The organism is Gilliamella sp. X-60 (genome assembly GCF_057063585.1).
Genome location: NZ_JBXSQJ010000003.1, coordinates 77,663 through 92,105 on the forward strand (window position 1 = coordinate 77,663; position 14,443 = coordinate 92,105).

General features: G+C 37.3%; 12 protein-coding genes and 1 pseudogene. 1 reads left to right on the forward strand and 12 read right to left on the reverse strand.

Translation table 11 applies throughout. From position 1 onward, the window contains the following. Positions 1 to 662 precede the first annotated feature (662 nt). The 4 genes from ACYIAM_RS02530 to ACYIAM_RS02545 form a co-directional block, all read right to left on the reverse strand. Positions 663 to 1,595, reverse strand: a complete 933-nt coding sequence (locus ACYIAM_RS02530) for a hypothetical protein (protein WP_483747131.1) — start codon at positions 1,593 to 1,595, stop codon at positions 663 to 665. A gap of 701 nt (positions 1,596 to 2,296) precedes the next feature. Then, positions 2,297 to 3,658: a tRNA uridine-5-carboxymethylaminomethyl(34) synthesis GTPase MnmE gene (gene mnmE / locus ACYIAM_RS02535; RefSeq protein WP_483747132.1), complete on the reverse strand. Its 1,362-nt coding sequence runs from the start codon at positions 3,656 to 3,658 to the stop codon at positions 2,297 to 2,299. A 152-nt stretch (positions 3,659 to 3,810) separates the two neighbouring features. Beyond that, positions 3,811 to 4,395, reverse strand: a complete 585-nt coding sequence (locus tag ACYIAM_RS02540; protein ID WP_483747133.1) for a YdcF family protein — start codon at positions 4,393 to 4,395, stop codon at positions 3,811 to 3,813. A 4-nt stretch (positions 4,396 to 4,399) separates the two neighbouring features. After that, positions 4,400 to 4,969 (reverse strand): DNA-3-methyladenine glycosylase I, encoded by a 570-nt coding sequence (locus tag ACYIAM_RS02545; RefSeq protein WP_483747134.1) that lies wholly within the window; start codon positions 4,967 to 4,969, stop codon positions 4,400 to 4,402. A 244-nt stretch (positions 4,970 to 5,213) separates the two neighbouring features. Here ACYIAM_RS02545 and ACYIAM_RS02550 point away from each other — a divergent pair, with 244 nt between their 5' ends. Further along, positions 5,214 to 6,467 carry an MFS transporter gene (locus tag ACYIAM_RS02550; protein WP_483747135.1) on the forward strand — a complete coding sequence of 418 codons (1,254 nt, stop codon included), beginning with the start codon at positions 5,214 to 5,216 and terminating at the stop codon, positions 6,465 to 6,467. Between the two features lie 79 nt (positions 6,468 to 6,546). On the opposite strand, the gene gorA is transcribed toward ACYIAM_RS02550, so the two are convergent. The 8 genes and pseudogenes from gorA to nadR form a co-directional block, all read right to left on the reverse strand. Continuing rightward, positions 6,547 to 7,899: a glutathione-disulfide reductase gene (gorA, locus tag ACYIAM_RS02555; protein ID WP_483747136.1), complete on the reverse strand. Its 1,353-nt coding sequence runs from the start codon at positions 7,897 to 7,899 to the stop codon at positions 6,547 to 6,549. 280 nt (positions 7,900 to 8,179) lie between these two features. Next, entirely contained in the window at positions 8,180 to 9,604 is a 1,425-nt protein-coding gene (hldE, locus tag ACYIAM_RS02560; RefSeq protein ID WP_483747137.1) for a bifunctional D-glycero-beta-D-manno-heptose-7-phosphate kinase/D-glycero-beta-D-manno-heptose 1-phosphate adenylyltransferase HldE, read from the reverse strand. 33 nt (positions 9,605 to 9,637) lie between these two features. Continuing rightward, positions 9,638 to 10,408, reverse strand: coding sequence for a twin-arginine translocase subunit TatC (tatC, locus tag ACYIAM_RS02565; RefSeq protein ID WP_483747138.1), 771 nt, complete (start codon positions 10,406 to 10,408; stop codon positions 9,638 to 9,640). 59 nt (positions 10,409 to 10,467) lie between these two features. Continuing rightward, positions 10,468 to 10,746 (reverse strand): annotated as a pseudogene (gene tatB, locus ACYIAM_RS02570) (Sec-independent protein translocase protein TatB); the annotation flags it as partial. Positions 10,747 to 10,777: 31 nt separating this feature from the next. After that, a complete protein-coding gene (tatA, locus tag ACYIAM_RS02575; protein WP_483747210.1) occupies positions 10,778 to 10,972 on the reverse strand; it encodes a twin-arginine translocase TatA/TatE family subunit in 195 nt (64 codons plus the stop codon). A gap of 73 nt (positions 10,973 to 11,045) precedes the next feature. Further along, complete coding sequence (gene ubiB / locus ACYIAM_RS02580) at positions 11,046 to 12,587, reverse strand: ubiquinone biosynthesis regulatory protein kinase UbiB (RefSeq protein WP_483747139.1); 1,542 nt, start codon at positions 12,585 to 12,587, stop codon at positions 11,046 to 11,048. 14 nt (positions 12,588 to 12,601) lie between these two features. Next, positions 12,602 to 13,378 (reverse strand): bifunctional demethylmenaquinone methyltransferase/2-methoxy-6-polyprenyl-1,4-benzoquinol methylase UbiE, encoded by a 777-nt coding sequence (gene ubiE, locus ACYIAM_RS02585; protein ID WP_174795921.1) that lies wholly within the window; start codon positions 13,376 to 13,378, stop codon positions 12,602 to 12,604. Between the two features lie 61 nt (positions 13,379 to 13,439). Further along, positions 13,440 to 14,375: a multifunctional transcriptional regulator/nicotinamide-nucleotide adenylyltransferase/ribosylnicotinamide kinase NadR gene (nadR, locus tag ACYIAM_RS02590; RefSeq protein WP_483747140.1), complete on the reverse strand. Its 936-nt coding sequence runs from the start codon at positions 14,373 to 14,375 to the stop codon at positions 13,440 to 13,442. Positions 14,376 to 14,443 lie beyond the last annotated feature (68 nt).

The window sequence follows — 14,443 nt, forward strand, 5'->3', positions numbered from 1 at the left end:
TTTGAGGGATAACTTCGGGGATATCAAAGAGGCGAGAGTAAAAATTCGTCTGATGCGTCTATTTAATAAATTTAAGACATAGGTTTGCCAGGTTTGGTGTTTGGTGTTTGGTGTTTAAAATGATAATGCATTACGGTTTACCTGTCAAGTAAATTGTTGTTTTATTTATCTTTTCCGTGTTCTTTCGCTTATTAAATAATCCGTTTTTAAATTGATCAAAGTATAACCATTAAAAAAAAGCTTGGCTAGTTTTTTTGGGGAATTTTTGGTAAAAATTATTTAGGTGTGACTTCGATTCAGTTTATGGAAAGATTGAAAATATTGAAATTTATTGTTTTTATATAAAAAACAATAAAATAAAATCAATATTTTTTCTGACAATTTTTTGCCTGATATTGAGTTTTTGTTTTGGTAGGTGGAGTGGATTGGCGGAAGTGGTTTCGGTCGTTTGCTGTTTAGATGTTCAAAATAGCTATAGTGACCACATCTGAAACCTTGCCACACTAAAATAGACTATGGTTTTCAGTTATTAAAGTACAAGACTCGCTGGCTTGGCCTGCTCAGCGCCCCAAATGCGCGGGGGCGCTACACTAGGGCTTTGTTCTATGATTAATTATCCTTAATCAGTGCCATAAGGCCAACTAGGGAGCAAGGATTAAGAACTACGGCGTGGCGCAAATTCCGCGCGGACTATTACTTGTTCTGTTGAAGTATACGTCGCCGACATCCGAGTCCACATCAAACTGAGTATTTCCCGATGTGTCACTCGTCCAGTATTGGTAATCATAGACGAAGCCAGCTCCAGCATAAAGGTACGTGCCACCCCATTCAGTGAAAAATCCTGCCCCTATTCGACGCTGGTAATGATTGCCACTTGATGATGGCGTAGCACCGACAGAGCCTTTACACCAATCACCTTCCCATGTGCCCAAACAGACTGCGTTGGTGAGATCCCTTACCTGTGGCACTCGATAGCCTAAATCGTTACACCACGCTTCGGTATTAGGATAGTTATCTTCTCTATCTCCGCGATTCACGAACCACTTCTGTAATACAAATCCATATTTTACCAGCTCATTGCCAGTACTAACATCTCTACCCACTAACTCGAATATCTGCGGTAAACTTGGCACAGCAATTCGATTAGGATGAGAATTGTTTATTTGAGCGTTTGCCTCTGGACCTTTTAGTGTAACGCGCGTCACAATTTCACCTCCAGATGGAAGCCAATCATCTTCAGCCCATATCCATGTCACTATGGCAGTTATTCCCCCATGTGTAACTGGCTCCCATATCAATTGACGTGCATCAATGCCCTCTATAACTAAATCAAAATATAATCCATCAGCTCCCGTGGTTGGAAAATTAAGGTTGTATGATGCACCATCGGTTGATTTAATAAGGAATCCCCCTTCGGGATTCCATATATTAGCTGGACCGGCGAAGTTGACTCCGCTAATCTCCGAACCATTTTTACCAAATAGCAAATTCGGCCTTGCAAAATGGAGTACCGGTATTGATGGCGGTAGTATTATTGCATCGCTATGATTATCGACTGTTCGACTATTTGCCTGAGAATCCAATGAATACGGCAATAACAAGACCAACGTTAGCAAGATTTTCGGGGATAATTTTGATAGTAATTTAAGAGATAACTTCGAGGATATAAACGAGGGGAGCGTTAAAACGCATCTAAGGTGTCTATTCGATAAATTTAAGACATAGGTTTGCCATGTCTGGTGTCTGGTGTCTGGTGTCTAAAATGATAATGCATTATGGTTCACCTGTCAAGTAAGTTTATGTTTTATTTGTCTTTTTTTCTTTCATTTGATTGTTAAATCAGCTACTTTTTAATTAATTGAAGTATAACCGTTAAAAAAAAGCTTGGCTAGTTTTTTGGGATGTTTTTTAAAAGAAATGTCACTGTCAGCATTAATTAAGCTTTTGTAAAACACTTAAATGATTGAAAAATTTTCATTATATTATTTTGATAGAAATCATTTCGGCGTGGTTAGGTTTCGGATATTTTAACCTTTTAATAAAATAAATAGTAACAGTAACAACGTCCAACTTAGGGGATTTTGTGCGAAATCCTCAACATTACAAGTATCATCCTGATACTCGCCTCTTCGAGGCTACTTTCGCTTTGTTCAGATGTTCAAATTTGTTCCACAAGACACAAACTCGCCAAACACCCCAGCTTGACATGCTAACCTCACTGAGGTGTCGGTCGGAATGTACCAACAATGAAACAATGTTTTACTTAATAGACTTTATTTAGTATAGGATTAAAGTTTTATTTACCGATACAAAACGAACTGAATATACGACCTAATAAATCATCAGAGGTAAATTCTCCTGTAATTTCGCTCAGGGCTTCTTGTGCTAGTCTTAGCTCTTCAGCTAGCAATTCGCCAGCATGGAAAGTGATAAGTTGGTACTTACCATTATTTAAGTGTTCTGCTGCTTTTTCTAATGCTTGTAGATGACGTCGGCGTGCTAAAAATCCACCTTCGGTGCTACTGGAAAAGCCCATGACTTGTTTAAGATGATCACGCAATAAAGTCATTCCCTCTCCTGTTCGTGCTGAAAGCTGAATCAGTGAGTAGCCATTTACTTCACTGTATCCTAGTGCTTCGCCAGTTAAATCGGCTTTGTTGCGGATGACAGTGACGGGCATCTGTTTTGGTAAGCGTTCAATAAATTCTGGCCATAGTTTTTCTGGATTGGTTTCTATTGTCGTTGTGCTGTCGACCATAAATAATACACGATCAGCTTGCTCTATTTCTTGCCAAGCGCGTTCAATGCCAATGCGTTCTACTTCGTCACTCGCTTCGCGCAAACCAGCAGTATCGATAATATGTAGTGGCATACCATCAATGTGAATATGTTCACGTAGAACGTCTCGAGTTGTGCCGGCGATATCGGTCACAATGGCGGCATCACGTCCTGCCAGTGCATTTAGCAAGCTAGATTTACCGGCATTAGGCCGTCCTGCTATAACGACTTTCATGCCTTCTCGTAATAGCGATCCTTGTTTCGCTTCTTGCCGCACTTCGCTTAAGCGAGTAATTACTTCGTTTAGCTGTGCTTCAATTTTACCGTCTGATAGAAAGTCAATCTCTTCTTCGGGGAAATCAATTGCTGCTTCGGTAAAAATGCGTAAATGGATTAATGACTCAACCAGTGAATTTACTTTTTTAGAAAATACACCTTGTAAGGATGATATAGCTGATTTTGCTGCTTGTTCCGAACTAGCATCAATTAAATCAGCAATCGCTTCGGCTTGAGCAAGATCTAATTTATCATTTAAAAATGCCCGTTCTGAAAATTCACCTGGGCGAGCAATACGGACATGTGGTACTTCAAGAACACGTTTTAAGAGTAAATCTAAAATAACAGGTCCACCATGTCCTTGTAGTTCAAGCACATCTTCGCCAGTAAATGAATGAGGATTTGGGAAGAATAAAGCAATTCCCTCATCTAAGGTTGAACCATCTGAGGCTAAAAAAGGTAAATAATCAGCATGTCGAGGCTTAGGTAATTTGCCTAATACAGCTTGGGCAACAGCCTGAACCTTTGGTCCTGAAATACGTAAAATACCGACACCACCACGACCGGGTGGGGTTGCTTGTGCGACAATAGTATCTGAAGTCATATGTATCAATTTCTAAATTAAACAGCAATACATCATAATACCATGGACAAGACGCAAAAACAGCTTTTGCTTATTTAGCTAATCATGCAAATATACGCCATTTTAAAAATCAAGCGGTTTAAATAAATAGTCAAAAAAGAGCCTGTCTAAAGCTAATTTTTAGGATGATCAAATAACCACGAATTAGCTAATGCTAAAGGCTCTCTTATCATTGCAATATATTTATCAAAATTAGAAAAACGTAATGGCGCCGATAATCCCGATACATCTGTAACTCCTGAACGTTTAGCTAGCATTACCGAGCGTAATAAATGAAAATCATTAGTAACAACAACCGTTTTCCCTAATGGTAATACCTCATTGGCATATATAAATTGTTGGGCTGTTCGGGTTGATTTGTCTTCAATATAGATTCGCGAAGCGTCTATTCCTTGATTTACCAAGTAATTAAACATCACACTAGCTTCAGTGGCTGATTCGTCTTTGCCTTGTCCACCACAAACAACAGCTTTCGTATTGGGATTATTTTGCAAATAAGTGGCAGCTACATCTAAGCGAATTTGTAAGGTTAAAGGCGCCATTGCTGGCGTGCCAACAACTTGTGAACCCAACACAACTAATGTATCAGCGTTATCAATGGGCTTTTGTTGCGCATAGATAAAAATAATAATATTACAAACAATAAAATAACCTAAAATGGCGATAACAGCATAATTGAATAATTTTAAAATTTTCATTAAATCAATATCCTTTTTTAAAGCAATCGTCAAAATGGTCATTGATTAGTCCCATTGATTGCATAAATGCGTAACAAATCGTTGAGCCAACAAAACTAAAGCCCTTCTTTTTTAATGCCTTTGACATCTGGTCAGATAGTTCGGTGCTCACGGGGACTTCACTTTTGTCTTTATAGTGGTTGATAATCGGTTTACCCTTAACAAAAGACCAAATAAGTTGTGAAAAATCTTCGCCATTATTTTGCATAGCTAAATAAGCCTGTGCATTTTTTACAATACTATTAAGCTTTAATCGATTACGAATTAATCCTTTGTTTTCAAGCAATTTTTCGATATCGCCAGACGATAATTTTATAATTTTTTGAGGATCAAAATTGAAAAAACAACGTCGATACTCGTCTCGCTTTTTTAATACCGTGATCCACGACAAGCCGGCTTGTTGTCCTTCTAAACAAATTTTTTCAAATAGCTTAAGGCTATCATATTGGGCTATGCCCCACTCGTTGTCATGATAAGCAATATACAGCGGATCGTTTGTCACCCAACTGCAACGCTTTACTTTTTGGTCTATCATTAAATCATCCTTTTGGATTAACCACCATGGTATGGTAAATGATGATATCTTTTATCCAATAAAATATAAATATATTAAGATTATAAATTAAATACACAGTTTAATCTCATTCATTAAATTTTTTTATGATAGGAAAAAAGGCATCTTTTTGTGGCAGAATGAGGATTCTTTATAAGATTTGGTCAAAAAAAATAAATTTTCTTGATTTTTTATCTCTATTTAACAATAAGAATAAGGTTAGTTCATGAATCAGTCTGAAATCAATGTTCGGTTACAACCCAATTCACGACCATTAAATAGTAAAGATCTAAAAACGTTAGTGTTATCTTCTTTAGGCGGTACGCTAGAGTTTTATGATTTTGTTATTTATGCGCTTTATATCGATACCATCGTTAAACCGCTATTTTTACCTCATACATTATCCCCTTTGACGTTAGATCTGTTTGCGTGGGGAATTTTTGCTGCTGGTTATTTAGTCCGTCCTGTGGGTGGTATTATTATGGCACATTTTGGCGATAAAATGGGCCGTAAAAAGATGTTTACCCTAAGTGTCGCAATGATGGCGCTACCGACTTTCATCATTGGGGTTTTACCCACTTACGAAATGATCGGTATTTTTGCACCACTATTGCTTTTGATTATGCGCATGTTGCAAGGTGCAGCGATCGGTGGCGAAATGCCAGGTGCTTGGGTATTTATTGCAGAGCATGTGCCAAAACAACGTTATGGACTTGGTGTTGGCACATTAACATCAGGAATTACTGGCGGTATTTTTGGGGTGATTTCGGTTTATTTGCGACGTTTTTTATCTGAAACACCTATTTTCAAGGAATTAGCGGCACGTAAAGCGATTGAAAAAAATATTCCCGTTGTTACTGTGCTACAAAAACACAAAACAGCCTGTTTGATTGTTGCATTGTTAACGTGGTCATTGTCCACAGCAATTATGGTGGGGATTTTAATTACCCCGGGTCGTATTGTTGGTGGAATGTATCATTTTGCCAACCTTGATTGGCGGATCGGTGGTTGTATTGCGGCTTTGACCTTAACATTAGGTTGTATTATTTTTGGTTGGTTAGATGATAAGCTTGGTTCAACAAAAACTGGGATGATTTGTTGGGGTGGACTTGCTGTTTCCGGTCTCTATTTTTATAGTTCTTTATCGCCTGATATGTCAATCACTAAGCTTTATTTGATTTGGGCGGTGTTTGGGCTTTTTATCGGCTCTGTCGCCATGACACCAATTATTGGAACAAGGACATTTCCACCAGCAATCCGCTATTCAGGTTTGTCGTTTTCTTATAATTTAGCTTATGCGTTATTTAGCGCTATTACGCCAACGTTAACGATTTATCTATTAAGTCCTGAACACTTATTAGGAGAATATAGTTATTTGGGTGCGGGTATTTATATCTCTTTTGTGGCATTAATTGCAATTGGAGTTGGTTTCTATCCTTTAGCAAAAAAGGGCTGGAGCAGTAACTCAACTAATCATTAACAGTAAGATTTCTTTGCAATAAAAAGCAGGGAACTCCCCTGCTTTTTATTTAATTTAGTGCTATACAGTAGCTACCATATTAACGCATAGTAACAAACTCTTCAGCAGCAGTTGGGTGAATCGCAACGGTGTTATCAAAATCCTTTTTCGTTGCACCCATTTTTAGTGCTACAGCAAAGCCTTGTAACATTTCGTCCATACCATAACCAATACCATGAATACCAACAATTTTTTCATCTTTACCGACGCATACTAACTTCATACGACATGGTTGACGATGTTGTGTAACTGCGGTGTACATGGCCGTAAAGGTGGATTTATAGACTTTGACGTTTTCTTCACCATATTGCAGTATCGCTTCTGGCTCAGTTAAGCCTACTGTACCAATAGCTGGGTGAGTAAATACGACGGTTGGAATATTGCTATAATCTAAATATTCATCAGGTTTATTGTTAAAAAGCCTTTCTGATAAGCGACGACCCGCAGCAACCGCAACCGGCGTTAATGCCATGGCACCTGTATCATCACCGACTGAATAAATGCCCGGTACATTGGTATTTTGATATTTATCCACCACCACGAAGCCTTTATTATCAATTTCAATTCCTGCTGCCTGTAAATTCATGTCATTTGTAGCAGGTTCACGACCAATTGCCCAAATTAAACAATCGACAGTATAACTTTCGCCATTTTCTAGTGTTAACGTTAATGATTCATCACTGTTTTTAGTAACGGATTTTGGCACCGCAAAAGTATGAAGTTGTTGCCCTTCTGTTTTTATCACTTCCATTAAGGTTTCAACAATTAATGGATCAAAAGATCGTAGTGGTGTGGCATTGCGAACAAATTGATGAGTTTGTGCGCCAAGTGCATGCAATACACTTGCGATTTCGCAAGCAATATAACCAGCGCCAACAACTGCCACACGCTTAGGTAAGGCTTTTAGCGCAAAGAAACCATCAGAAGTAATACCATATTGTGCACCTGGGATATTCGGAATCGTTGGTTTACCTCCGACAGCTATCAAAATATGATCGGCACTATAATGTTCACCATTTACCTCAACTGTATGAGAATTAACAAACTTAGCATATCCATGAATCACATCAACGTTGTTATTATTCAGGACGCGATCATAAGATTGATGGATTCTATCAATATAAGCAGTTCGGCTAGCAATTAATTTATCCCAACTGAATTGATTAATAGTAGTATCAAAACCATAATCAGGGCCATAGTGATTAATGGCTTCAGCAATTTGTGCACCATACCACATCACTTTTTTAGGTACACAACCAACATTTACACAAGTTCCACCTAATAATTTTGCTTCAATAATGGCACACTTTTTTCCATAGGATGCAGCTCGGTTAACTGATGCTATCCCACCACTACCGCCACCAATGGCAATATAATCATAATGTTTGGTCATAAAATATCCTTAATACTCATTTTCATAATTTGGTTATTAGCTTTGCATAAAGCGCATAATAAAAAAAGTATTAATTTTGAAATTTAATAATAGTTATTAACGATTGATCATACTAATAATTATTAACGTTCTATATTATTAAGGGATTTGATTAAAGTGATGACCAGTTTTTAACAATTTTTAAGTTATGCTGAAAACAAAATAATAGCTAAATGAGGTTATAAAGATTTGAAAAAACAATCGGCTACTTAGCCTAGTAGCCGATTTTATCTACTACGATTTAGCGATTCTTTATTGCATTAATAATATTAGTTGTGGAACAACCATCTTCAAAGTTAAGCACTTTAACCGTTCCACCTGCGGCAATTACTTCCTTTCCACCTGCAATATCCTCAGGTTTGTAATCACCACCTTTGACTAGAACATCAGGCAAGACGCTAGCAATTAATCGTTGTGGTGTTTCTTCTTCAAATGGCACAACCCAATCAACTGAATCAAGCGCACCTAATACAATCATACGTTGCATTAGTGGGTTAATTGGGCGAGATTCTCCTTTTAACTGCTTCACCGAAGTATCACTGTTCACCGCAACAATTAAACGATCTCCTAGTTTACGCGCATTAGCAAGGTAAGAAACATGACCCGCATGTAAAATGTCAAAGCAACCATTGGTCATAACAATTTTTTCACCACGCATGCGCGCCTTTTGAACTTCTTCTTTAAGTTCATCTTCTGTCATTACCCCAAAACCGTCATCGGCACGGGCTCGAATAGCATTACTTAGCTCGACCTGCGAAACCGTTGATGTACCCAGTTTACCAACAACAACACCGGCTGCAGCATTGGCTAGAAAGCAACTTTCTTCTAAAGATTGCCCCGCTGCTAACGCCGCTGCTAAGGTGGCAATTACAGTATCGCCCGCACCAGTCACATCAAACACTTCTTTGGCTTGAGTCGGTAGATGATAAATCGGTTTATCTAATTGGAGTAACGTCATGCCTTTTTCACTTCGTGTTACTAAAAGCGCTTTTAGATCGTACTGTTTAATCAATTGATAACCTTTTTCTACGATATCTTCTTCGTTTTGGCAATGGCCGACTACTGCTTCAAACTCCGACATATTAGGTGTTAAGATTGTTGCACCACGATAACGCTCAAAGTCCGTACCTTTAGGATCAACTAAAATCGGTACATTGGCTTGATTGGCAAGCTTAATCATTGCTTGAACTGCCGATAATGCACCCTTAGCATAATCCGACAGAACCAACACTTTATGGGTCATTAATGCTGTTTGAATGCGTTCAAGAATCGGCGTTGCATCAACATTGCCAAATCCTTCTTCAAAATCGATTCGAATTAATTGTTGATTGCGTGATAGGACTCGCAGTTTGGTGATGGTTGGATGCGTTGAAACCGATACAAAATCACAGTGAACGTTATGTTTACTGAGTTGTTCATCAAGAATTTTAGCTGGTTCATCAATGCCTGTTAAGCCAATAAGTCGCGCGTTACCACAAAGTGAAGTTATATTCATGGCAACATTGGCTGCACCGCCTGGGCGTTCTTCTAAAGAGTCAATTTTAACGACGGGTACTGGGGCTTCTGGTGATATTCGATTAGTCCCCCCATACCAATAGCGATCTAACATAATATCGCCCACAACTAATACATTGGCACAATTAAAATCAGGTAATGATGTTTTCATTATGACTCGTTATCCTTACTTGTTCAGTTTAATTCATTGTGTATCTGATTCAGACTCTTGGCTGTCGTCTTCTATATTGTCATGTTGACGCGGTTGGTAAAAACGGGCAAAAAAGGTGCCAATTTCAAACAGGAAACAGATAGGTACAGCTAATAATATTTGTGAAAAGACATCCGGAGGCGTTACAAACATCGCGACAGCAAACACCCCAACAATAATATAAGGGCGTTTTTTACGTAGGCTTTTAGGTGTAGTGATTCCAGTCCAGCAAAGCAAAATAATAGCGACTGGCACTTCAAAAGCAAAGCCAAATACCACAAAAAGGGTCATAACAAAATCAAGATACTTGGTAATGTCCGTATTAATAGCCACATCAACCGGCGCCGTATGAATAAAAAAGTAAAATGCCAGTGGAAACACCACAAAATAAGCAAAGGCTATACCAAGATAAAAAAGGATCGTGCTTGATACAATTAGTGGCATCACCAGACGTCTTTCATGTTGGTAGAGTGCTGGCGCAATAAAGCCCCAAATTTGGTACAGTACATACGGAATTGAGATAAATATCGCCACCACGGTTGTTAGCTTAATTGGCGTAAAAAACGGGGCTGTAATATCGGTTGCTATCATGCTACTACCTTGAGGTAATTGGCTGATGAGTGGATTTGCCACAATGTAGTAAATATCATTGGAAAAATAGAGTAAACAAGCTAATACCAACAATATACAGATAATGCAACGTAGTAGTCGTGTTCTGAGTTCAACAAGATGACCAATTAATGGTTGAGTAGCGTCGTCTGTCATGATTTATTTTTATCTGAGTCAATTTGGGGATCAATTTGCGTTGCAGAGTCAATTTCATTTTTTAATGATTCTGTTACGCGCTTTAAATCATCGATAGATTCTTGAATTTCTGGCGTAAGTGTTGTTAAACCACTTTGTTCGGCCTTTTTTAAACTATCTTGTAATTCTTGTAGTTTAAGTTCTTTATTTAACTCTAACTGTACAGTGGCTGACATGCGGCGTAACATCTTTATCCAACCTGCAACTGTTTTTATCGCAACAGGTAACCGTTCTGGACCTAATACTACCAGACCAATAATTAATACTAATAATAATTGACCAAAGCTGATATCAAACACGACTTACTCTTTTTTGTTGTGATTATTAACATCAGATGATGTCAATATTATCGACTTTTTGTGAATTGTCTTGTTGTTTTTTATCGTCATTATCATCGTCATTTATTGCTTTTTTAAAGCCTTTAATTGATTCACCAAGATCAGAACCCAATGAACGTAATTTCTTTGTTCCAAATAACAACACAACAACAGCAATTAATATAAGGAGCTGAGGCAAGCTTGGCATCATGATAATTATCTCCAATGGGGGTACATAACCAAATTATACACGCAAATTAGAATATTCCCAAATAATTAGCTCAACGCACTATCAATATCATAATACATAAAGCGCAAACTAACCCAAGCATTCCATATAGCGTTCGTTCACGCTTTTTACTATGCTGTAATTCTTGATTAATTTGTTTTAATTGAACATTCATCTGTTTGGCGGTTCGTTCAAAATCATTTAATTTTTCTGGTAACTGTGGCAATAGAGTGCGCCACTCGGGCAACGATTCCCAAGCTTGTTGCAGTATTTTTTTTGCACTATATTTATCTTGATACCATTTTTCTAAAAATGGCTTTGCTGTTTGCCATAAATCAAGTTCTGGATAAAGTTGACGACCAAGTCCTTCAATATAAAATAGCGTTTTTTCAAGAAGGGTTAATTGAGGTTGAATATCCATGTCAAATTGGCGGGCAACTTGAAATAATTGCAATAAAATCTGTGAAAATGAGATTTCAGCTAGAGGTTTTGCAAATGCTGGCTCACACACATTGCGCATTGCCATTTCAAGCGCTATAGCATCGGTAGTTTCTGGTACCCAACCTGATGCGATATAAGTTTCAGCTATTTTTCGATAATCTCGATTAAAAAATGCCAAGAAATTCTCGGCAAGATAGCGCTGATCATCATTACTTAATATGCCAACAATGGCACAATCAATACCAATATAGCGAGGATTTTGTGGATCGGTAATATCGACAAAAATATTACCCGGATGCATATCAGCATGGAAAAAGTTATCACGAAATACTTGGGTAAAAAAAGCTTGAACACCTCGTTCTGCAAGTAATTTCATATTGACATTATTTTGCTTAAGTTGCTCGATATCTGAAATGGGAATCCCTTTAATGCGCTCTTCAACAATTACATTTTTTCGACAAAGATCTTGATAAACATAAGGGATATATAAAGTATCACTATTGATAAAATTATCACGCAATCTAACGGTATTATAAGCCTCTTTTTGTAAATCCAACTCTTTTAATAGCGTCATTTCATAATCATGCACTATTTCAACCGCTCGCAATTTTTCGCCTGATTTGATACGTTTAGTAAATTGTTTAGCCACCCAATACATTAAACCGATATCAGCTTGAATAACCGGTAAAATATTAGGACGCAAGACCTTGATGACAACTTCGGCTTGGCTACGTTTTAATACTGCGGTATGGACCTGTGCTATTGACGCTGCCGCTAATGGCTTTTCATCAAAATCGGAAAAATAATGATCTATCGGTTGCTCTAATGCAGACTCAATCAATTGTCTAGCCATTTTTCCATCGAAAGAAATCACTTGGTCTTGCAATCTAGCCAAAGCTTCGGCTATATGTTTTGGTAAAACATCACGCCGAGTTGAAACCATTTGTCCAAACTTTATCCAAACTGGTCCTAATTCTTGCAGCCCTTGTCGTAAACGTTCACCAATTTCTTGATTTTTTGCCTTAGGTCTAACCCAAAATAGGCAGAATAATAAAGTACGAAGCCACTTTGATGAACGATGTTTCGGCAACAGTTCATCTAATTGATAGGCTCGAAATACGGTTAATATTTTAAATAGTCGAAAAAATGTCATTGTTATTCATCGCATCAAAATTTAAAGCCAGTATGTAACGCGACAATACCACCGGTCATGTTGTGATATTTCACATCGACAAATCCTGCATCTTCCATCATTTTTTTCAATGTTTTTTGATCGGGATGCATACGAATTGATTCAGCTAAATAACGATAACTTTCCGAATCATTTGCCACAATTTTCCCCATTAGTGGTAACATGGTAAAAGAATACAGATCATACGCTTTATTTAGGATCTGATATTGTGGTTTAGAAAATTCAAGGATTAATAAGCGTCCACCGGGCTTCAATACTCGCCACATAGAGCGTAAAGCCTTTTCTTTATCAGTGACATTGCGTAAACCAAATGAGATAGTGATACAATCAAAATAGTTATCAGCAAAAGGTAATTCTTCTGCATTGGCTTGTACATATTCAATATTTTTAAATAAGCCTTTGTCTCGCAGTTTATCTCGCCCAACCTTTAACATTGATTCGTTAATGTCAGCTAAAACAACTAATCCTTCATCACCGACCAATTGAGAGAATTTTGCCGTTAAATCACCTGTGCCACCAGCAAGATCTAGAACTTTTTGGCCTTTACGCACACTGCTATATTCAATAGTAATTTTTTTCCAAATTCGATGGATACCAAATGACATGAGATCATTCATGACATCGTATTTATCGGCAACAGAGTGAAAGACTTCGGCAACACGTTTTACTTTTTCTTGTTTTGGTACTTGCTGGTAACCAAAATCAATTTTTTCTTGATTTGTATTGTCTTGTTTATCAGAAGATTGAGACATAGAAATTTACCTATCCAAAGATTTACCTTATTTTAGCATAAGCCACAATAAATGTGATGAACTAAATCAATAATGCTTCAACCTTCTTAGAGACGATTTCAAAATATCCCTGTTGTGAACATTGTGGGGTTAAATCTTTTTCGTGAATAACTAAATCAAAATGGTAACTGTCTTTAAAGGCTTTTAAAACATCATTATCTTTTTGGAAGATTTGACTGTAATATTGCATTAGTGTTGCAAAATCAATTGAGGTAAAAACAAGTTTATTAGCGGTTTCAACAGCTTTTGAAATTCGTTCGACATGTAACATCGCAATTTTAATATAATCAGATTCGCTTAAATAACGCTTGTTATGATGGGTTGAGATTTCCCGCTCAATATAATTAATATAACCATTAGGCACATATTGAGTATTATAAATATTAGCCAGTTGAATAGATAAGTCACAAAATCTACCTTGACCGATAATAGCTACTTTTTTAACAAAAAAAGGTTTTGCTGCTTGGGCAATAAAAGACCAATTTTTATAGGGGTTTTCACGGATTTGTGTCGCGCTGATATTCATAAACTCTCGATTAGCATCGACAATGACTACCGGACAGCCAAAATAGAACTCGTGATTTTTGACATCTTGTGGCTCACTAGTAAAAACCACATCAGGTTTAATTTTATGTGCTGAAAGAATCTGCTTAACACGACAGCTCCAATCTTGCCAACCATTCGGATAAAATTCAATACCCGCTTCATCAAGTACATGGATATGGATATTGTGACGATCTTTAAACGTCTCTTTTAACCAAGAAAAACGGTCGCTTACTTGAGGTTGTTTTGGTAAATGGCTTTTATCAAAGAGTAGCTTATCGCGCGATGCTTCGCAACCAAGAAGAATATGTAATTCATCAACTTGGCTCATGGCTTTTTCAATCAAATAAATATGACCACAATGTAAAGGATAAAACTTCCCAAAAATTAAACCAACTTTATGCTTAAAAGCCATGACAATTACCAAAACACTCAAAAATTAATAACAATTTACAGAAAAAAAAAGCAATTTCTAATCAAATT

Excerpts from the sequence above, each read along its gene's own strand:
- gorA (WP_483747136.1), bottom strand. The coding sequence starts at position 7,899 with ATGACCAAACATTATGATTATATTGCCATTGGTGGCGGTAGTGGTGGG.
- tatC (WP_483747138.1), bottom strand. The coding sequence starts at position 10,408 with ATGACAGACGACGCTACTCAACCATTAATTGGTCATCTTGTTGAACTC.
- ubiB (WP_483747139.1), bottom strand. The coding sequence starts at position 12,587 with ATGACATTTTTTCGACTATTTAAAATATTAACCGTATTTCGAGCCTAT.
- ACYIAM_RS02545 (WP_483747134.1), bottom strand. The coding sequence starts at position 4,969 with ATGATAGACCAAAAAGTAAAGCGTTGCAGTTGGGTGACAAACGATCCG.
- ACYIAM_RS02550 (WP_483747135.1), top strand. The coding sequence starts at position 5,214 with ATGAATCAGTCTGAAATCAATGTTCGGTTACAACCCAATTCACGACCA.
- tatA (WP_483747210.1), bottom strand. The coding sequence starts at position 10,972 with ATGCCAAGCTTGCCTCAGCTCCTTATATTAATTGCTGTTGTTGTGTTG.
- nadR (WP_483747140.1), bottom strand. The coding sequence starts at position 14,375 with ATGGCTTTTAAGCATAAAGTTGGTTTAATTTTTGGGAAGTTTTATCCT.
- ubiE (WP_174795921.1), bottom strand. The coding sequence starts at position 13,378 with ATGTCTCAATCTTCTGATAAACAAGACAATACAAATCAAGAAAAAATT.
- ACYIAM_RS02540 (WP_483747133.1), bottom strand. The coding sequence starts at position 4,395 with ATGAAAATTTTAAAATTATTCAATTATGCTGTTATCGCCATTTTAGGT.
- mnmE (WP_483747132.1), bottom strand. The coding sequence starts at position 3,658 with ATGACTTCAGATACTATTGTCGCACAAGCAACCCCACCCGGTCGTGGT.
- hldE (WP_483747137.1), bottom strand. The coding sequence starts at position 9,604 with ATGAAAACATCATTACCTGATTTTAATTGTGCCAATGTATTAGTTGTG.